Annotated in this window: 21 protein-coding genes, 3 tRNA genes, 1 other RNA gene and 1 pseudogene; 4 read left to right on the top strand and 22 right to left on the bottom strand. The window is 44.4% G+C overall.

The features are described from left to right. Positions 1-10 precede the first annotated feature (10 nt). The 22 genes and pseudogenes from nadA to A3762_RS14965 form a co-directional block, all read right to left on the bottom strand. Positions 11-1,045, bottom strand: a complete 1,035-nt coding sequence (nadA, locus tag A3762_RS15070; protein WP_068476766.1) for a quinolinate synthase NadA — start codon at positions 1,043-1,045, stop codon at positions 11-13. Between the two features lie 193 nt (positions 1,046-1,238). Beyond that, positions 1,239-1,374: non-coding RNA, RtT sRNA (locus A3762_RS15065), on the bottom strand. Between the two features lie 46 nt (positions 1,375-1,420). Then, positions 1,421-1,496, bottom strand: a tRNA-Lys gene (locus A3762_RS15060). A 114-nt stretch (positions 1,497-1,610) separates the two neighbouring features. After that, positions 1,611-1,686: transfer RNA gene (locus A3762_RS15055), tRNA-Lys, on the bottom strand. A 103-nt stretch (positions 1,687-1,789) separates the two neighbouring features. After that, positions 1,790-2,698 carry a tol-pal system protein YbgF gene (ybgF, locus tag A3762_RS15050; protein WP_082869164.1) on the bottom strand — a complete coding sequence of 303 codons (909 nt, stop codon included), beginning with the start codon at positions 2,696-2,698 and terminating at the stop codon, positions 1,790-1,792. 7 nt (positions 2,699-2,705) lie between these two features. After that, positions 2,706-3,251, bottom strand: coding sequence for a peptidoglycan-associated lipoprotein Pal (pal, locus tag A3762_RS15045; RefSeq protein WP_068756376.1), 546 nt, complete (start codon positions 3,249-3,251; stop codon positions 2,706-2,708). Positions 3,252-3,432: 181 nt separating this feature from the next. Continuing rightward, a complete protein-coding gene (gene tolB / locus A3762_RS15040; RefSeq protein ID WP_231878824.1) occupies positions 3,433-4,683 on the bottom strand; it encodes a Tol-Pal system beta propeller repeat protein TolB in 1,251 nt (416 codons plus the stop codon). Between the two features lie 67 nt (positions 4,684-4,750). Continuing rightward, a complete protein-coding gene (tolA, locus tag A3762_RS15035; protein WP_068756372.1) occupies positions 4,751-5,692 on the bottom strand; it encodes a cell envelope integrity protein TolA in 942 nt (313 codons plus the stop codon). After that, complete coding sequence (tolR, locus tag A3762_RS15030; protein ID WP_068756370.1) at positions 5,689-6,105, bottom strand: protein TolR; 417 nt, start codon at positions 6,103-6,105, stop codon at positions 5,689-5,691. The genes tolA and tolR overlap by 4 nt, the downstream gene beginning before the upstream one ends. A gap of 15 nt (positions 6,106-6,120) precedes the next feature. After that, positions 6,121-6,795 (bottom strand): protein TolQ, encoded by a 675-nt coding sequence (gene tolQ / locus A3762_RS15025; RefSeq protein WP_068476757.1) that lies wholly within the window; start codon positions 6,793-6,795, stop codon positions 6,121-6,123. Positions 6,796-6,805: 10 nt separating this feature from the next. After that, entirely contained in the window at positions 6,806-7,216 is a 411-nt protein-coding gene (locus A3762_RS15020; RefSeq protein ID WP_068756368.1) for a YbgC/FadM family acyl-CoA thioesterase, read from the bottom strand. A gap of 5 nt (positions 7,217-7,221) precedes the next feature. Further along, positions 7,222-8,247: a Holliday junction branch migration DNA helicase RuvB gene (gene ruvB, locus A3762_RS15015; RefSeq protein ID WP_068476756.1), complete on the bottom strand. Its 1,026-nt coding sequence runs from the start codon at positions 8,245-8,247 to the stop codon at positions 7,222-7,224. Between the two features lie 89 nt (positions 8,248-8,336). After that, entirely contained in the window at positions 8,337-8,942 is a 606-nt protein-coding gene (gene ruvA / locus A3762_RS15010) for a Holliday junction branch migration protein RuvA (RefSeq protein WP_068756366.1), read from the bottom strand. Positions 8,943-8,985: 43 nt separating this feature from the next. Beyond that, the gene (gene ruvC / locus A3762_RS15005; RefSeq protein WP_068476754.1) at positions 8,986-9,504 is read right to left on the bottom strand and encodes a crossover junction endodeoxyribonuclease RuvC; all 519 of its coding nucleotides are present in this window, start codon (positions 9,502-9,504) and stop codon (positions 8,986-8,988) included. A gap of 221 nt (positions 9,505-9,725) precedes the next feature. Continuing rightward, entirely contained in the window at positions 9,726-11,510 is a 1,785-nt protein-coding gene (aspS, locus tag A3762_RS15000; protein WP_068756364.1) for an aspartate--tRNA ligase, read from the bottom strand. Between the two features lie 33 nt (positions 11,511-11,543). Further along, positions 11,544-11,801, bottom strand: a complete 258-nt coding sequence (locus tag A3762_RS14995) for an FmdB family zinc ribbon protein (RefSeq protein ID WP_068476749.1) — start codon at positions 11,799-11,801, stop codon at positions 11,544-11,546. Positions 11,802-11,989: 188 nt separating this feature from the next. Continuing rightward, the gene (locus A3762_RS14990) at positions 11,990-12,523 is read right to left on the bottom strand and encodes a response regulator (RefSeq protein ID WP_068476747.1); all 534 of its coding nucleotides are present in this window, start codon (positions 12,521-12,523) and stop codon (positions 11,990-11,992) included. Between the two features lie 64 nt (positions 12,524-12,587). Continuing rightward, entirely contained in the window at positions 12,588-13,298 is a 711-nt protein-coding gene (locus A3762_RS28400) for a sensor histidine kinase KdpD (RefSeq protein ID WP_255375052.1), read from the bottom strand. Between the two features lie 27 nt (positions 13,299-13,325). After that, positions 13,326-14,411, bottom strand: a pseudogene (locus tag A3762_RS28395) (ammonium transporter); the annotation flags it as partial. A 182-nt stretch (positions 14,412-14,593) separates the two neighbouring features. Then, positions 14,594-14,681, bottom strand: a tRNA-Ser gene (locus A3762_RS14975). A gap of 75 nt (positions 14,682-14,756) precedes the next feature. Beyond that, a complete protein-coding gene (locus A3762_RS14970; RefSeq protein WP_068756359.1) occupies positions 14,757-15,581 on the bottom strand; it encodes a protein-glutamate O-methyltransferase CheR in 825 nt (274 codons plus the stop codon). 18 nt (positions 15,582-15,599) lie between these two features. Then, positions 15,600-16,538, bottom strand: a complete 939-nt coding sequence (locus A3762_RS14965; RefSeq protein WP_068756357.1) for a chemotaxis protein CheV — start codon at positions 16,536-16,538, stop codon at positions 15,600-15,602. Positions 16,539-16,662: 124 nt separating this feature from the next. On the opposite strand from A3762_RS14965, the gene flgA reads away from it, so the two are divergent. From flgA to A3762_RS14945, 4 genes are all read left to right on the top strand, one after another. After that, on the top strand, positions 16,663-17,373 hold the full coding sequence (gene flgA, locus A3762_RS14960) for a flagellar basal body P-ring formation chaperone FlgA (protein ID WP_068476737.1): 711 nt from the start codon (positions 16,663-16,665) through the stop codon (positions 17,371-17,373). 86 nt (positions 17,374-17,459) lie between these two features. Next, the gene (gene flgM / locus A3762_RS14955) at positions 17,460-17,762 is read left to right on the top strand and encodes a flagellar biosynthesis anti-sigma factor FlgM (protein ID WP_068476735.1); all 303 of its coding nucleotides are present in this window, start codon (positions 17,460-17,462) and stop codon (positions 17,760-17,762) included. Between the two features lie 26 nt (positions 17,763-17,788). Continuing rightward, positions 17,789-18,295: a flagella synthesis protein FlgN gene (locus tag A3762_RS14950; RefSeq protein ID WP_068753632.1), complete on the top strand. Its 507-nt coding sequence runs from the start codon at positions 17,789-17,791 to the stop codon at positions 18,293-18,295. Between the two features lie 143 nt (positions 18,296-18,438). Next, positions 18,439-20,238, top strand: coding sequence for an extracellular solute-binding protein (locus A3762_RS14945; protein ID WP_068756355.1), 1,800 nt, complete (start codon positions 18,439-18,441; stop codon positions 20,236-20,238). Positions 20,239-20,243 lie beyond the last annotated feature (5 nt).

Here is a 20,243-nt window from a genome sequence, read left to right as displayed (position 1 = left end):
ATAAACATCATCAAGCTTTAAACGATAACATCCTCTCCAGAGGAATTAAGGCTTGCTTGCGCAAGTCATCATCAACAAAAACCTCGCAGCCAGCCCCATCTTTTAAAACGTCACGAATACCTTCCAAGCCATTCATCGCCATCCAAGGGCAATGCGCACAGCTACGACATGTCGCACCACTTCCACCTGTTGGCGCTTCAATGAACATCTTCTCAGGACTAAGCTGCTTCATCTTGTAAAAAATACCGTTATCTGTAGCAACGATAAATTTGTCATTCGGAAGAGTTTGAGACGCTTTAATAAGTTGCGATGTCGAACCAACCGCATCAGCCAGCTCGACCATTGCATCGGGCGACTCAGGGTGAACCAGCACAGCAGCGTCAGGGTGAATTTTTAGCAGATCCTTAATGCCACTTGCGCGAAACTCCTCATGCACGATACATGAACCGTCCCATAGCAACATATCCGCACCAGTTTGTTTTTGAATATACCCACCAAGGTGCTTATCTGGGCCCCAGATTATTTTTTCGCCTTTCCGATCAAGGTGCTCAATAACATCAAGAGCAATGCTCGACGTAACAACCCAATCAGCCCGCGCCTTAACCGCAGCAGAGGTATTTGCATACACGACAACCGTGCGATCGGGGTGCTGATCGCAGAATGCAGAAAACTCCTCAACAGGACAACCAATATCTAATGAACAGGTCGCCTCAAGAGTCGGCATAAATACACGCTTTTCAGGACTTAAGATCTTGGCTGTTTCACCCATAAAGCGCACACCTGCGACGACCACAGATTCAGCTTCGTGCTTCGCGCCAAAGCGTGCCATTTCAAGTGAATCGGACACGCACCCACCGGTTTCCTCAGCTAAGCCTTGAACCAACGGATCCGTGTAATAGTGTGCAATCAACACAGCATTGTTCTGTTTCAACAGCCCTTTTATTTCTGCTGTGAGTTGATCTACCTGTGCTTGATCAATCGCTTGTGGGATTTTTTCGTGCGCTAAATGCTCTTGTACTAGAACGCGGTCTTGAAAGTCACTCATGTATTACATATATCCGGTGGAAATAATCGGCGCATATTATAGTAAAGTCACTGCGCTAGGACTACTGCGCTATTCGTAAAAAGAACACTGTACTGCTGCAGCATAAAAATTAACGGCTCTTATCTCGCAAGGAAATAAGTAACGCTTACGTGACTGAGCTTAGAATAAGATTGTTTTTTACTGATAGAGAGAGTGGTATGTCGTGCGGATTACTCGCTTCGCTCGCCCTTCGGGTCGTTGTCGTGACGAGCGCGCGCCAACGTTGTCTCGCAGCAAAGCTGCTCGGCTCGGACCTTAACGGTTCTCATCCTGGACGAACAAAGTTAGTTGTCGCGTGACCAAGTGGTAAATAGGAGTTTGTACTGAGAAAGAAAGTGGTGGGTCGTGCAGGATTCGAACCTGCGACCAATTGGTTAAAAGCCAACTGCTCTACCAACTGAGCTAACGACCCAAGAATCACCATCATGATGAGCGGCGTGGTTGGTGTCACACCTTAGTATATATTCCTAGAAAGGAAAGTCAGACACTGCTCGTTGTACCGAGCACCACTTCAAAAATATAAAAGTGGTGGGTCGTGCAGGATTCGAACCTGCGACCAATTGGTTAAAAGCCAACTGCTCTACCAACTGAGCTAACGACCCGACGAGGCGCATATAGTAATGATTCTAAAAAAAATAACAAGCCAAATTTACGGTTTTTTTTACGATTCTAAAAAAAATCTTTAACTTGTTATTTTTCAATTAGTTAGCGCGATATTGTATAGCTTTTAGCAAGTTTCGCAGCTGTACTATTTGGAAATTTTTCCTGAACCATTTTCAGGTATCGCTCGGCTTCGGCAGGTTGCTGAAGACGATCATATGTAACACCTAACTTGTACGTCGCATCGGACAACTTACGATGCCCCGGGAACGTTTTCACGACGATACTAAAGGCCTGCTTTGCTTGCTCAAGCTGAGGCAACACAAGGTAAACTTCTCCGAGCCAATAAAAAGCATTGCCAGTCAAATCTCCATCAGGGTACTTCTCAACGAAGGCATGCAATGCATCGACCGCAGCAGGAAAATCCTTTTTAGTCACATAAGCATAAGCGTTTTGATAATCTAACTTCTGCTGATCCTGATCAACAGACGGAGCAGACTCTGCTGGAGCAGCGGCACTCTTCACATCAGCCTGAACGACAACCGGCACAACCGCCGCGCCTTGAACGCTTGATATATTCGACGAAGCTGTCGCAAGCTCTGGTTTTTGAACGACGCTAACCGACTCAGCGCGCGCTTTTGCCACTTCCTGAAGCCGAGAATCTAGATCCTTATAACGATCAAGAGATTGACGCTTCAGCTGGCGAATCTCAAATGCCTGCTCTTCAACAGCACCTCTGAGCGACATCACCTCTTGCTTCAACTCTTCGACAATAAAGAACAATTCAGAATTGATATTTGAAGTTTGCCCAACCGCAGGAGCGACTGGCGCAGATGGGGTAGACGCTTGAACTTGCGAGCCAGATTCTTGCTCATACACAGGCTCGGAGGCACTATTATCTTTCGATTGAAAGATAAGTGTCTTAGCTGAAACACTTGCAGATAAAGCAAAACAAAGGGATACAAAAAAGGACTTCGTAAGAAGCCCTTTTCTATGTTTTGAATACTTCAACATAAGCTAATTAGTACTGAAGCACTACACGACGGTTTTTAGACCATGCTGTTTCATTTGAACCTGCAACAGCTGGACTCTCTTCCCCGTAACTAACAACTTCAATTTGAGAAGCCGATACACCATTCACCTTCAAGAATTGGGCGACAGAGTTAGCACGACGCTCACCGAGTGCAATGTTATATTCTTTAGTACCGCGCTCATCACAGTGGCCTTCTAACACAATTTTCGCTGAAGGGTTTTGCACAAGATAAGAAGCATGTGCCGCTAATGGAGCACGGAACTCAGCCTTGATGCTAGATTGGTCTAAATCAAAGTAGAATGTGCGCACTTCGCGCATCGCCGATTGTTCTTTTTCAGCTTGAGCCTGAGCTTTTTGCTCAGCAAGTTGCTGTTCAGTCAATTGCTCATCACCTACAGCACCACTAGTTTGAGCGCCTTGCTCTGCTGTTGGTTCTGCGCTTTCTTGATCACTTGTACTCGTCGTTTCACAACCAACCAATACGGTCGTTGCCAACACAAGTGCTAAACCGTGCTTGAACGCTTCTAATTTCATTGTTCTTCCTTTGTCAGATCTACGATAATTGATGTCTGTTTTAATATAGTTTTATTACAGACTAATTCTGTATTTTTTACCAATGCATCAGCTAAAAATTAGCGCTACGCACAGCATGAGGACTGGCCTCAGTCTAACCAAGCCCCTTACTTCATACAATAAAGCTTAGTATAAATTTAGTTTAGTTTAAGAAAGGCGACCAAGACGGCTCACGAACCTCTCCGTGACTCGACGGTAAAAAGTACTTTGAATCACCATCTACGGAAACCACACCGAGCACACCCTTACCATTTCTCTTTGTGGCATAAATGATCATACGCCCATTAGGAGACACACTAGGTGATTCATCCAAAGGTGTGTCCGTCAAAATATATTGGTCCGTTCCGTCAGCGTTCATCGATGCGATATGGTAATCACGCGTTGACTTATGAACAAAATAAACTTTCTCACCATCATAACTAAATCGCGGACGCGCATTATAACGGCCCTTAAAGGTCAAGCGCTCGGGACGTCTTTCGACAAGATCCATCTCATAGATTTGAGGCGTGCCAGAACGATCACTGGTAAACACAATTCGTCTACCATCGCGCGACCAACTACCTTCAGTGTCAATACCATAATGATTGGTCAAGCGATCCAAACTCGCCGATGCAATATGATAGGAATAGATCTCAGCGTTCCCATCTTTCGACAAAGTCATTAGCAGCTTTTTATCATCTGGCGACCACATAGGCGAACTATTCAAACCACGAAAATTAGTAATCTGCTTACGCTTTCCAGTTTTAATGTTTTGAATATAGATCGCCGGTCGACCGCTCTCGAAAGAGACATATGCAATACGTGTTGCATCGTTTGACCAAGAAGGCGACAAGACTGGTTTAGCACTTTTAAACAAGGTCTTGGAACGCTGTCCATCCGCATCAGCTAACTGAAGTCGATACTCAGCATCGTCACCCTTTAGATCTAAAGTGACATAAGCGATTTTGGTTGAGAATGCACCACGCACACCCGTGATCGCTTCATAAATTTTATCCGATATACGATGCGCTAACTGTCGCATCCCCGTCGTACTAGAAGAAATCAGCTCACCGACAACGCGCTTCTGATTATATACATCCATTAGCTCGTACTGGACGTGAAATCGCCTACCCGCTGCATCTGAGCTAACCTGCCCCACCAGCACAAAACTCTGCCCTAGCATCTTCCAATCACGAAAATACACATCCCCTGATTTATCAGGAAGACTCAGCATTTTATTGGTCGGCAAGGTAACGAAATCTCCACTACGCAATAAATTCGCATCGATAATTCGTGCGATATCCGCAGGAAGGGCTTGGTTCGTGCGATTAGTAAATGGAACAACAGCAATTGGAACGGCGTCGTCCGACCCCTTGGTAATCTCAATACGAAGCTCAGCATAAACTGCCTGCACGCAAAAGGCGCTCACCAAAAAAACTCTCAATAGAAATAACAACACCCTAACCTCGCACATATACCAACTAAGCTTCTGGCTTAAAGCTCATTTGAAAAGACCTAAAATATTTTTCAAAGAATGCCGTTTCTTTTGGCACTTCAAACTTACCTACCGCATTAACCGCCGCCAATGCACTTTGATCCAAAGCAGAGTTACCACTACTGTCTATTACATCTACGCTCTGCAGCTCACCCGTAGGAAACAATCGAATACGCAGTACGACAGTGTCGTTTTGAGCCCCGGGCGGCTTGAACCATCGAGATTCAATACGGCTACGAATAATCGACAAATATCTGGTCTTTTCATCCAAATCAAAAACAGGCTCTGGAGATTGCGCAGACTCTTTGAGATCTTGAATACCTTTAAGGCGCTCTGCCATACGCTGCTCTCGTAGCGTTTTCTCTCGTTGTTCAGCCAATTTCTCTAAACGTCGATCAGGCTTTGGAGCCTCTACCGGTTTAGGCGGTTCTTGACGCTTCGCCTGCTCTTGTTTCTTTTGCTGCTCGCGCTTCTTTCGTTGCGCCTCTAACTCTGCCTTTCGCTTTTGCTCTGCTAACTTTTTCTTCTTAGCTTCTTCTTGCTTAGCCTTGGCGATTTTCTTTTTTCTCTCAGCCTCTGCTTTTTTCTTAGCCAACTCTTTCTTTCTTCGCGCTTCCTTTTTCTTTCTTAGCTCATCTTGTTTCTTTTTCTGACGCGCCTGTTCTTCTTGACGTTGCTTTTTCTTGTACGGTAGTTGATCAATTTCCTCAGCGGTTAACACTCGCGCCTCGATACTTGCAGGAATGACATAGGTTTTGACTGCCTCACTCGCACTCCAAGACCAACTCAACACAATCACCACGACCAAGTGCAAAACCACACTCGCTGTTAGATAACGTCGATGACCTTTAGTTAAAGACTGCTTCAGCAATGCAATGCTTTCCCTTAAAACTTGAGAGTATTGCTGGCGATTCGCTTTCTTGATCATAGATCTTCTGTTATCAAGCCGACACCTGACGCACCAGCCGAACGCAGCGCTGCCATCAACTCAACGACAAGACCGTATTCAACATTTTTATCCGCACGAACTAAAACAGCTAATTGAGGATTGGCAGATAACAAGCCCTGAGTTTTCTCAAGCAAGAAATCTAGCTCCAACGGGTCTTGCGATAACGAACTCATCTCCATGTAGTAGGTTCCGTTTAAATCAACTGAGATGATTAATGGCTCTTGATTTTGTTCGACAATCACAGGAGCTGACTCGACCTGCGGCAGATCGATTTTAATGCCTTGCGTCAACATAGGTGCGGTGACCATAAAGATGATCAATAACACTAACATCACGTCGATATATGGAACGACGTTAATGTCGGACATCGGTTTACGTTTGCTGCGCGCCATACCTAAACCTCGCTATTATTCTGCTTTTTCTGTCGCGTAAACATTGCGATGGAGAATACTTGCAAACTCATCAACAAAGGTCTCGTAAGTGTTGTATAGCTTATCCGAATGTGCTGAGAATCGGTTGTATGCAACTACCGCTGGAATTGCCGCAAACAAGCCCATTGCTGTTGCAATAAGTGCCTCAGCAATACCTGGAGCGACCGTTGCTAGTGTCGCTTGCTGCTCTTGCGCCAAACCCAAAAACGAATTCATGATCCCCCAAACGGTCCCAAATAAGCCGACATAAGGACTAGTCGAGCCAACAGTCGCTAAGAAAGACAAATTGGCGTCGAGTCGGTCTGCTTCTCGAGCAAGGGCGACGCGCATCGCTCGCTGCGTTCCAGACATGATCGCATCGGCATCCATGTCATTTTGGCGAAGACGATTAAATTCTTTAAAACCCGCCCGAAATATGTACTCGAGACCCGGCACATTTTCGGATTCTCGATAGAGACGGCTGAGATCCATTCCAGACCAAAATCGCTCTTCGAATTCAACTTGGTTTGCTTTAGCAGTTTGGAAGTAAGCTTTACGCTGAAAAATTAGATACCAAGAAATAACAGATGCAGCCAACAAAGCCAGCATAACCAATTGCACCAACAAGCTCGCGTCTGCGATCAAGCCCCAAACAGAAATCTGATTTTCCAAAATAAATCCCCTAAGACACGCCCTGCAGAGCGCTAACTAATTGTTTTGGCATACCTTGTGGCCGACCACTATCAAGATCAACGCAGGCTACACGCACTTGCGCCTCAACGAGTTTCACGCCCTTTTCACCAACGCGCTCAACCCATTGTTTAACATCAAAGTATGATCGTTTTATTTCTAGTACTTCAGTGAATATCAGCAACTCATCATCTAAATAAGCTGACTTTCGATAATTAATATTCAAGGAAGCAACGACAAAACTCACCCCATCTGAAAGCGAGCGCCGCATTTCGAACCCTTGAGTACGGACCAATTCAGTTCGAGAACGTTCGAAAAACTTTAGATAATTGGCATAGAACACCACACCACCAGCATCGGTATCCTCGAGATAGACTCGAATAGGCAGTGAAAACGGATCCATCTATCCTATTCCCCTACAGGCATCGTTAAACCAAAATGCAACCATGCCTTTTCAGTGGCCATTCGCCCTCTAGGCGTGCGAATCATATAGCCCTGCTGAATTAAATAAGGCTCGAGAACATCCTCGATCGTTCCTCGCTCTTCACCTATTGCGGCAGCCATACTCTCAACGCCTACTGGACCACCACCAAAATTCTCAATCATCGTGAGCAGTAACTTTCGGTCCATATGATCGAAACCGCATTCATCTACACTCAACATATTTAAGGCCTTATCAGCGACCTTCTGAGTAATGCTTCCGTCACTTTTAACTTCCGCATAATCTCGTACGCGACGCAAAAGGCGGTTAGCAATACGCGGCGTACCACGAGAACGCTTAGCAATCTCGACAGCACCCTGTGACTCAATATGAATTCCAGATAAGCGAGCAGAACGCTCCACAATACTCGCCAAGTCAGCGACACTATAAAACTCGAGGCGCTGAACAATACCGAATCGATCACGCAGTGGTGACGTTAATAGTCCGGCGCGCGTGGTAGCGCCAACCAGTGTAAACGGGGGCAAATCCAACTTAATAGACCGCGCTGCTGGGCCTTCACCAATCATAATGTCGAGCTGATAATCCTCCATCGCGGGATAAAGAACCTCCTCGACATTCGCACTTAAACGATGAATCTCATCAATAAAAAGAATGTCGCCTTCTTCTAAGTTGGTGAGTAAGGCCGCTAAATCGCCTGCCTTTTCGAGCACCGGCCCAGACGTAGACTGAATGTTAGATTCAAGTTCATTAGCGAGGATATTCGCGAGCGTTGTCTTACCTAAGCCAGGCGGACCAAAAATAAGAACATGATCAAGTGCCTCTTCTCGTTTTTTTGCTGCCTCAACGAAAATAGACATTTGTTCTTTGACAACAGGCTGACCTACGTAGTCAGCTAGTAATTTCGGGCGAATAGCACGATCTTGTGCTTCTTCTTGCTTACTGCGGCCGCCGCTATTGGGCGCGGCGGAAATTAGGCGGTCTGCGTCAATCATGGCTTAAAAGAGAGTGATGAATAAAACTAGTGTACATCTCAAGCACACTGACGAAAGTTAAATATCAGTTACAGTGCCAAACACACTAGCTAGCTGAGCGAACGGAGGGCCTGCTTAATAAGATCCTCGACAGACATCCCTGCTTCAAAACTCTTCTTCACGAGCTTCGCCGCATCACTCGGCTTGTAACCTAATGCGGTTAATGCTGCCTCTGCCTCTTGCTCGACTGACTCTTCTGGTAAAGCAACGGCAGCTTGTTCCATCTCTCCAAGGCCATCGTTTTCGGTTACTACAGCGCCTAGCTTATCTCTCAACTCAATCAACAAACGCTCTGCTGTTTTTTTGCCGATACCCGGAAGCTTTACCAGCGCGCTAACATCTTCAAGTTCAACGCAGCGCTTCAAATCTGAGGCATTTAAACCAGACAGAATCGCGACACCTAATTTAGGCCCTACACCATTCACCTTGATGAGTACTCGGAAGACATCTCTGTCCGAGAGAGAAGAAAAACCATAAAGCAATTGAGCATCTTCACGCACAACAAAATGCGTATACAACACTACCTGCTCGCCAATCTCTGGCAGCGAGAATGCAGTTGATAACGGAACATCTAACTCGTAACACAGGCCATTGACGTCAATGAGTGCTTGATGGGTATTTTTAGATTCAAGCACACCCTTTATTTTTCCAATCAAAATACTTCCTAAATTATCAAAACAGACTTTCAGCCAAGCCTTATCAACTTACTCTACCGCGTCGACTGCGCGTCGCACCGGTCATTTTTATTAAGCTTTGCTGCATATGTGCATGACACAGGGCAACAGCCAAAGCATCCGCTGCATCTGCCTGTGGCGTAGCATTCAAACCCAACATATTGACCACCATATGCGCGACTTGAGATTTATCTGCTGATCCCTTGCCTACCAAAGCCTGTTTCACTTTGCGCGCAGCGTATTCGCTAGTTGGCAAGCCAGCAACATTAGCAGCCGCAATAGCAACACCTCTTGCTTGACCCAACTTAAGTGCTGAATCTGCATTACGCGCCATGAACACTTCTTCAATCGCAAACTCATCAGGACTATATTGCTGAATGAGCTGCGTAACACTATTGAAAATCAACCCCAACTTGTCAGCGAGCGAATCTTTCTGAACGCGAATACACCCACTACCTATGTAATAGCTTTTACCGGCCTTAAACTCGATCAAACCATAACCGGTAATTCGAGAACCAGGATCTATCCCTAAGATAATTGACATAAAGATCTTACAAGCAAAACAATTCAGGCGAGTTTAAAGGGGTATAACGTGACACGCCATTAAATATAAGAAATGGGAGAATCGAACTAGGAGAATATAGACAAAAACAGAATGAGGTCGAAGACAAAGATAGTAATACAAACTAGTTAAGACATGACGAACTTAGCAATCACACGATTACATCTGTCCGTCATGACTTTAATTAAGAAGCTTAAAGAGCCTTAGTTAGACTCTTCTTTCTTTGGCTCAGGAAGGTTTAGCTTAATGCTCAACTCGCGAAGCTGCTTCTTATCAACTTCACCTGGCGCCTTAGTTAGTACATCAGTAGCACTCTGTGTTTTCGGGAAGGCAATCACTTCACGAATAGAACTTGCACCTGTCATCAACATCACAAGACGGTCAAGACCAAATGCCAAACCACCGTGAGGAGGACAACCGAACTTCAATGCATCTAATAAGAAGCCAAACTTCTCTTGCTGTTCTTCTGCATCGATACCAAGAATATCGAATACAGTACTTTGCATTTCTCCATCGTGAATACGGATAGAACCACCACCAAGCTCAGTACCGTTAAGTACCATATCGTACGCACGCGACAATGCTTTTTCAGGCGCATCACGCAATTCAGCAGGTGAACAAGAAGGCGCTGTAAATGGATGGTGAATTGCTGTTAAGCCTCCGTCATCCAACTCTTCGAACATAGGGAAGTCAACAACCCAAAGTGGTGCCCACTCTGTTGTGAACATATTGAGATCTTCACCCACTTTGCAGCGCAGTGCGCCAAGCGCTTCGTTTACAACTTTTTCTTTATCTGCACCGAAGAATACAATATCGCCATTTTTAACACCTAGGCGATCCATAATTTGCATTGCAACTTCTTCGCCTAAGAACTTAACGATTGGCGACTGAAGACCTTCAACGCCTTTCTCGATTTCGTTAACCTTAATCCAAGCAAGACCTTTCGCACCGTAGATTCCAACAAACTTGGTGTATTCGTCAATTTGCTTACGACTAAGTTCCGCACCACCATCAACTTTAAGTGCTGCAACGCGACCTTTAGGATCTTTTGCTGGGCCTGCGAACACCTTAAACTCGATACTTTCCATCAAGTCAGCAACATCAACAATCTCAAGCGGAATACGTAAGTCAGGCTTGTCGCTACCGTATTTGCTCATCGCTTCTGAATAAGGCATTTTAGGGAATTCGCCAAGATCAACGTCAAGCAAGTCTTTGAACATTGAACCAACCATGCCTTCCATGTTCGCCATGATTTCTTCTTCGCTCATGTATGAAGCTTCAACATCCACCTGTGTAAATTCAGGTTGACGGTCAGCACGCAAATCTTCATCACGGAAACATTTAGCGATTTGGTAGTAGCGATCAACACCAGAAACCATCAATAGCTGTTTGAACAACTGTGGTGACTGAGGAAGTGCGAAGAAGTTACCTGGCTGAGTGCGACTTGGCACCAAGTAGTCACGCGCACCTTCTGGCGTCGCACGTGTAAGGATTGGCGTTTCAACGTCCATAAAGCCGTTGCCGTCCATGTAGTTACGAATGTAGTTCGTTACTTTTGAACGGAACATAAGTTTGTTAAGCATTTCAGGGCGACGAAGATCCATAAAACGGTATTTAAGGCGCGTATCTTCACCAACGTCTACGAATTCGTCTAGCGGGAATGGAGGCGTCTCAGCACTATTAAGAACAACAAGCTCTTTACCAAGAATTTCGATCTTACCAGTCGTCATATTCTCGTTAATCGTGCCTTCTGGACGACCACGAACCAGACCTTTAATTTGAAGAACATATTCACTTCGAACACGGTCAGCCGCTGCAAAGCTTTCTTCAGTATCTGGATCAAATACAACTTGGGCGATCCCTTCGCGGTCACGCATATCAAGGAAAATAACACCACCGTGGTCACGACGACGATGAACCCAACCACAAATGGTAACTTCTTGTCCGATCAATTCTTCTGTTACTTGACCGCAATATTGACTGCGCATAGTCCTGTCCTACTTATATTCTTACTAATACCGTTATGCAGCGCTATCGCTACTTGATGAGCTAGATGACGAACTTTTTCCAGCATCACCTGCTAAATTCTTCTTTTTGCCAGTTTTAAAATCTGTTTCATACCAGCCGCCGCCCGACAACCGGAATCCCGGCGCAGAAATCTGCTTAGAAAACGTTTCGTTATTGCACTCTGGACACGCTGTTAACGGTTCATCGCTTAATTTCTGAAGTACGTCTTTCTGAAAGCCACACGACTTACAAGCATACTCATAGATTGGCATCAAACACCTTCTTACTGAAAAACAGACGAAAACTTTCTAGCGCTAACTATTCACGCTTAAAAAAGGGGCGGTAGTATAAACAATTTTGAGGACTTGGGCAGTAGTAGAACGGCTTACTAAAGAGACTGCCTGCACGGAAGTGCACATTTTTTTAATTTATTAAATCTTTTTACAGCCCAGCAGCAAAATTATTGATCTGTGAGCAAGTTTAACAGAACTGACTTAAGCTTCTCGTTATCAAGAGGTTTCGTTAAGAAGTCATTCGTTCCAGCATCAAAACATTGCTGCCGATGCTCGTCTAAATCATTCGCGGTAATGGCCACAATAGGCAGCTCCGAATCAGCGATGCCTAGCTCATTCCGAATCTTTTGCGTTGCCGTTACACCATCCATAACAGGCATCTGCATATCCATCATAACAATGTCATACTGCTCAGCGCGCACCTTCTCAACAGCGATCTCTCCGTTATCTGCCGTATCACAATCAAACCCAAGGTCAGCCATGGCAAACTCAATCAACACTTGATTATCCATCGTGTCATCAACAATAAGACATCGCTTGCCCTTATAGGAAACAACATGATCATTTGCCAACTCGCTTTGCAGGCCTTCAGACAAATATTCAAGTATTTCTTCGGGTTCATTGTTATCAGTTTGCAAGGGGAAAGAGAGAAAGAATGTCACACCCTTTGATGATGACTCATGACGAATAGAACAACCCATAGCACCTAGAAGTTGACGCGATAAGTACAAACCTAAAACCTAAGCCTTCATGAGAACGACTCAATTACGAGTCAGCCTGCCAAAACTTCTCATAAGGCTCATGAGCAAGTAACAGCTCAGAGCCGTAATTGGTTATCGAACAAACAAAACTCTTCCGCTGATCGAAGTTGTAATTAACCTCTATGGATACGCCATCACCAAACTTACGCGCGTTATCAAAAACCTCACGTAACACGTCGTACAAGACCTGCATATCTATATAAACCTGACCTTCGAGCTCTTTGGGAACAGATTCCTTAATCCCGACACCAAGCTCATCAAACATAAGGTGCGCTTGAACCCCCACCTCTCGTAAAACAGCTTCGCACGAGTAAGCTTGGCAACTAACACCGTGTTCAAAACCATCTACGCGCTCAACATCTAACAACTGCTTGGACAGTGCATCGAGTCTTTGCCCCGCTTCAAGCACGCGCTTAGACAAATCACGTGATTCATCAGCATTGCTAACACCAGACATCAATCGTTTTGCGAATCCAATAACCGCAGTAATAGGCGTTCGTATTTCGTGATTCATCGTCCCGATAAACTCATCCTTTACACCTTGGAGACGCCGCGACTCACGCAGTAAATCTTGAAGCTCTTGCTGCTGAGCATCTATGCTTGTTAGAAGACCATTGTAATACCCCGCTAACAAACCAACTTCGGTGGATTCATTTTCAGGCAATCGCTTCGTTAGTTCTCCGCTTTCATGGTTGTGGCTGATTGACTCGATCATGTCCGACAGATCATTACGCTCTCCGTGCTCGTAAATATTGAGCCCAAGCTTTTCGGCCTCCTTACTAATTCTGAGAGGCCAAAAGCGGTTAATTAATCGCATCACCGCATACGTTAAACCAAAACCCCAAACCACAGCGATTGCCAAGCCAACAAGCTGAGGCAGCAACGAAAACTCAGAAACAAACAGAACAGGAAGCAACACTCTCACCATACCGCCATCTAAATGAACGGGCACAGCATCAACTGCATCATCAACTTCGAAGTATTCAAGTAATGATGAAAAACCTTTCATTACCCAATACGCAAGCACACCAAGCATAAGCGCTTGAGTCGGCGTAATAAGATGAGCCGAGGCACAAGACGCGACTAGCCCTGATAAGATTGCATTTATCAGAACCTTCACATCAATAATTGAGCGTCGCAGCAGTGAAAATACAACAGCAAAAGCACCCGCTCCACATGCAGCGAAAACCGTATTAACAATGACTAAAAATACGTCGATATCTGAGCGATATGCTGAACCACCGTTAAATCCTAACCAGCCTATGAACAATAAAAATCCACCGCCAACGGCTACAGGCATATTAGCGGCAAGAGCCACTTTGCGTCCTTTAACAAACACACCTTCCCGCGGACCAATAATCAAAAGTACGGCCAAAGCAATCGCACCACCCACGACGTGAACAACTGCCGAACCAGCTAGGTCTACAAACCCAAACTGTGCGAGCAGTCCAGACTGACTCTAGACATTAAAAGCAAAAAAGGGATAGATAAAGACCGCGGTAAAAACCGCTACAATGACATATACCCAGAGAGCAACGCGCTCTGAAAGAGCTCCGGAAATCAACGTTACACAGGTTGCAAAAAATAGGCTCTCATAGAGAAAGACTAGATAGCCCTCACCTTCCAATACAAGATCGCCATCAAAGACAATTGCTTGTCCGACAAACCAGAAAAGAAGAATCACTAAACATAAGTCGAGGACATTTTTTGCAGCAACGTTAACGTTGTTTTTTGAACGCACCAAACCAGATTCTAGCAATAAAAAACCTACTTGCTGGAGAAAAACTAAGAATACGCAAACGGCTAACCAGATCGCTTCAGCAGACACAGTCACCAAACTCAATAATTAGAAACTAAACAGTCAGGCTAGTCGTCATTCAGGCGTAAACGCAGTGAATTTGTAGGCTAATTTTAAAAATTGATGTAGATCAATTTGTGACGTTTAGACCAGACAGAAAAGGATAGAAATGACGGAGTTTGGACAGAAGTAAGATTCGACTCTTTATAAATTGGCGGTGAGGGAGGGATTCGAACCCTCGAACGGTTTCCCGTTACACACTTTCCAGGCGTGCGCCTTCGACCACTCGGCCACCTCACCAACACAAATAGACCGACGACCCATTTGAGAAGCGGCGTAATTTATATTAGGGATAAACCAAAAGCAAGAAGGAGTTCACTTTGCTTGATAAACAATGCCGCCGCGATACTGAATCATGTTAAACAGCTCTCCGGCAGGACCAATCGACTCAGACGCTCCCAACATTAAATAACCTTTCGGGCGAAGCTGAGCATGCATTTTTTCGAGAATCTGCCTTTTATTTTCAGGGGAAAAATAAATAAGCACGTTACGACAAAAAATCATATCGAGCTTTCCGCCCAAGGCGATATAACTATCTTGTAAATTAAGCGACTTGAACTGAATGCTCTGCTTGATATTAGGTTTAACGGTCCAAGTGTTATGAGCACCTTGATCAAAATACTTTTCAAGACGCTCCTTTGACATACCTCTATTCAAAGCTAACTGATCGTATTCACCTTTTCTTGCAACATCTAAGATTGAAGATGAAATATCTGTTGCGACGATATCTAAGCCCCTCGAACCAAGAAGAGGCTTAGCTTTGGCAAACTCATTAGCACAAATAGAAAGCGAATAAGGCTCCTGACCACTAGAGCAGGCTGCTGACCAAATCCTTGGTTTTCTAGCGCCGGCCACTGAATACAACTGCTCTAAAAGCTCGTCTTTAAAATACTTAAATGGATGATCATCACGAAACCATAAAGTCTCATTTGTTGTCATCGCATCAACAACCTTTTGACGAAGCATGTGATTGCCAAATTTTAGTTTTTCTAGAAGTTGGTCTAATGACTCAAGACCATTCTCCTCAAACAATGCGCGTAGTCGGCTGTTCACCAAATACTCTTTGTTTGCTCCAAGCACAATTCCGCAAGCGGAATCTAAAAACTCACAAAAGGCATCATAAGACTGACTATTAATCACAAAAACTTCCCTGAATTTTTATTGCTGAATATGCGAATCAATTGCCTGCATTACACGCTCAGCCAATTCGTCGGGACTAAATTTCGCCATAAAGTCGTCTGCCCCAACTTTTTTGACCATCGCTTGATTAAATACGCCACTCAGAGAAGTGTGCAACATAATATATAAATCAGATAACGAACTTTCCGATTTACACTTAGCCGTCAAGGTATAACCGTCCATTTCTGGCATTTCCACATCAGAGATCATCATACTGTAGTGATCACTCGCGCGAGAGCCATCTTCGGTGATTTCTCTTAAGTGTTGATAGGCTTGGCGCCCATCGTTTTTGAGCACTACGTCAGCACCAATGGTCTGCAAACAATTCTGAATTTGCTTTCGCGCAACCACAGAATCATCGACAACCAAAATTCGATGCTTTTGAAATTCTTCTTTGTCGCGACCGTCAAGCGTACTCTCTTTGACACTTTCATCCATCGGAGAGACTTCAGAGAGGATTTTTTCGACATCCAAAATCTCAACTAATTTGTCGTCTATTTCAGTAACGGCGGTAAGGTAGTTTTCTTTTCCAGAACCCTTCGGTGGCGGATGAATCTCTTCCCAATTTAGGTTCACGATACGTTCGACGCCTGCGACCAAAAAGCCTTGTGTATTTCGGTTGTATTCCGTGATGATAATAAATTGTTCAGTAAGATCGTCTGTAGCGACAGAACGCTGACCAGTCGCCATACCCATATCTAAAATTGGAATAGTGCCGCCCCGGATATGAGCAACACCTTTAACAACAGGATTACTTTTAGGCAGACTCGTAAGACGAGGACATTGAAGAACCTCTTTTACCTTAAAGACGTTGATGCCATATACCTGACGCCCAGCCAACCTAAATAACAGAAGCTCAAGCCTATTTTGGCCAACCAACTGCGTTCGTTGGTTTACGCTATCTAACACACCAGCCAAGGTAACACCTCGATAATTGAGAAATTAGTAAAGTCTTATCAAATCAATAATAGACCATCATTAAAAAGTAGGCCTATAGATTGCAGTAAATATCGCAAATAACGATTATTTGTCATTAAAGCGCATGTCGAAACGCCATCTATACACAATAGTTACCCTGCTTTTAGCCTCTATCGCTGCGAATAGTTCATTTGCGCAGACCTTAAATGCAGAAAATCTTATTACTGAAGCATACTCATATCTCACTATGGAACTCAGTACGTACGAGGCAAAAGGCTTCCGCACTGAATATAAGATCGGCAAAGTTTCACCGAAATTTAGTGTGCCAGTATGTGAAAGTGAAATTAAGAAAGAATTACGTAGAGATATTTTCAAAACAGCGAACAATACAATCGCCATGTCATGTGCAAGTCCAACTTGGCAAATTCATATTTCTGCCAAAGCCGCGCTATACAAGAAAGTGATTACAGCGCTGCAAAGCATTCCTAAGAACACCGCCATTAGAGAAAGCCATCTAGGTACGATGGAACAGCAGGTAAATCTCAATAGGCGTGGTAGCTACGGACATCCAGATCATCTCGTGGGAATGATTACTAAACGTAGCATTCGTCAAGGCGAAGTCATCAGCCCAACCCAGTTAAAAGCACCTATGCTCGTGCAGCGCGGAGATGAAGTTCTAATAAGCGCATCAAACAGCGCCATCCGCATTCAGATGAAAGGCGAAGCCTTGAGTGCAGGGTCTCTCGGAGAGCAAATTAGTGTTAGAAACTTATCTTCTGAGAGAATTATCCGAGCCCAAGTCCTTGAAAGAGGTAAAGTTTTAGTTGTTCTCTAAAAAAATACGAGATTTATACGAAAATTCATTAAAGTTTTTTTACTAGCTTCCGATAAACTATGCGTAAAGCAGTTAGAGTATGAAATATGAACATCGACATTAACGGTTTAAATTCTGGCAATCTTGAGAATTTGCGCGCAAAACGCAATGAAACAAACGCGCCTGCGCAAACCAAAGAGACTGCTAGTTCAAGCCCTGCTCCTCAGGCCAGTTCCGCTCAAGTTAGCTTAAGCAACACTGCTCAGATTCTTAGCCGAGCAGAGAACTCTCTCAAATCTGAGCCAGATGTTGATGCTGCGCGCGTTGCAGAACTACGCGCGTCGATTGAAGACGGAACATACAAATCAAACCCTGAAAACATGGCTCAAAAAATGCTTGATCTCGAATAGATTTATTCTTTTCGAGGCAAGCACTAATGGCTAACACCCCTTCTTCATTCGAACAACGCAAACCCGCCCTCTGTAAACAGCTGAAGCAACTTATCGATAAAGATCTTTCTGATCTTGATCAATTGCATACGACACTTTTAAACGAAGCCCAAGCTCTGAAAGATCGTAACAGCACCGAAATTGAAGTCATCGCAAAAACCAAAGGCACACTAGTTAAGAACATTGAAGATCGAGCTCGCGCCAAAGTTAAGCTCATCACTGCCTCTGGAGCACCTATCGAAGCTGGAAAAGTAAAGATGGGGATAGACGCGCTTGGTGACGCGGAGCTGTCAACTCTTTGGTCGCAATCACTTAATCAACTCGAACAGTGCAAGGAATTAAACCAAGTAAACGGTTTAGTCATTGAGCGCTCACGATCGCGAAATCAAAAAATTATGGATATGGTTCGAGGCAAACATCAAAAACCAAAGCTTTACGGTGAGAAAGGCGGCGAAAGCACGTACTCCGGCACTAACAGAATCGCAAAAGCATAAAACTGTATAGCTTTTAAGCAACCCGCGAGCTCTCGCGTGACCTCTGACTCAAACCAACCATAAAACAGCCTTTACTCGCTAGACGCTTGAGTCAAATCGCTTTAGGATTCTATTAATAACACTAACAAGCGCGGCCCTATATTATGCGAACTTGGCACTTATCTATTGCTTTAGTTTTCTCTCTTTCCTTAAACACCAGCATTGCTAACGCGAATCAAGACCCTGCGCCGTCGCATGGCCTTGCGATGCACGGAGACCTAAAATACGGTGCCGACTTTAAGCACTATGATTACGTTAATCCTGACGCTCCGAAGGACGGAACGCTGCGCTTAAGCGTGCGCTCTAACAGCTTCGATAGTTTCAATCCATTCGTCGTAAAAGGTGTCAGTGGCGCCGGGGTTTCTTATCTCTATCAAACACTCACTAATCACTCCGAAGACGAAGCGTTCTCTGAATATGGATTAATAGCCGAACAAATTATCATGCCTGCTGATCGCAGCTGGGTACGCTTTGTTATCAACGAAGACGCAGCCTTCAGTGATGGCTCTGCAATTACCGCAGAAGACGTGAAATATACATTTAACATGCTCACCACGCATGAGCGCGCACGTCCATTTTACGCGGCTTACTACGGAGATGTGGTTGATGTGGTTATTGAAGACAGTAGAACTATCACATTTAAGTTTAAAGACGACAAAAACAAAGAACTCCCTCTAATTCTTGGTCAGATGCCAGTGCTATCAAAAGCATATTGGGAAAAAGTCGGGTTTGGTTCTGCGGGCTTAGATATCCCTGTTGGTAACGGCCCTTATGTTATTGACCGCTTTGAAGCAGGTCGTTCGATCACCTACAAGAGAAACCCCGATTACTGGGCAAAAAATTTACCAACAGCGAAAGGTAAATATAATTTCGATGAAATCGTTTACGAATACTACAGCGACAACACTGTTGCTCTCGAAGCATTCAAAGCGGGTGAATACGATTTTAGAACCGAGACCACAGCTAGAAACTGGGCCACACAGTATAAAGGTAAGCTGTTCGATTCAGGCGAGCTAATCAAAGAAGAAGTCAAACACGAACGCCCATCGGGTATGCAGGCATTCGTTCTCAATACCCGCAAAGCATACTTGAGCGATCCTAAAGTAAGACGCGCGCTCACTTATGCCTTTGATTTCGAATGGACTAACAGCAACTTATTCCACAGTACTTATAAAAGATCTTTGAGCTATTTCGAAAACTCTGAATTGGCGTCTTCCGGCGTCCCAGAAGGCGAAGAACTTGCCATCTTAGAAAAATTTAAGACACAGCTTCCAGCAGAAGTATTTACCACGCCCTATTCTGTACCAAGCACAGCAAAACCAAACTCTATTCGCAAAAATCTGCGCTCAGCGATGAGCTTGTTAAAGGAAGCTGGCTACGACGTTAAGAACGGCAAGCGCGTTGATCAAAATGGAAACCCATTTAAACTCGAATTCTTAATGTTCCAAAAAGACTTTGAACGAGTCGTTCAGCCTTTCATTAAGAATTTAGAAAGACTAGGCATTGATGCAAGAATTACAGTTGTTGATACAACTCAGTATATTAATCGTTTGCGCGATTTTGATTTCGATGTCGTTGTCAGTGGCATTGGCCAATCTAATTCGCCAGGCAATGAACAACGTGAGTATTGGAGCTCCAGTAAAGTTGCTGTGCCGGGATCACGTAATTATGCAGGTATCAACGACCCAGTTGTCGACGAACTAATTGAAATGGTTATTAGCGCTCCAGATAGACAATCTCTTATCACTCGCACGAGAGCTTTAGATCGAGTATTACTCTGGGGCCATTACGCGATTCCAAATTGGTACAACCCAGTTGATCGCATCGCGTATAGCAAGAAGCTTGCTCATCCCGAAGTTACACCAAAATCGGGCATTTACTTAGACGCTTGGTGGGTGAAGTAACAGAA

This window comes from Oleiphilus sp. HI0125 (assembly GCF_001635355.1).
The sequence above is the reverse complement of the archived record's forward strand: the minus strand, read 5'-3'. Positions and strand labels throughout refer to the sequence as shown.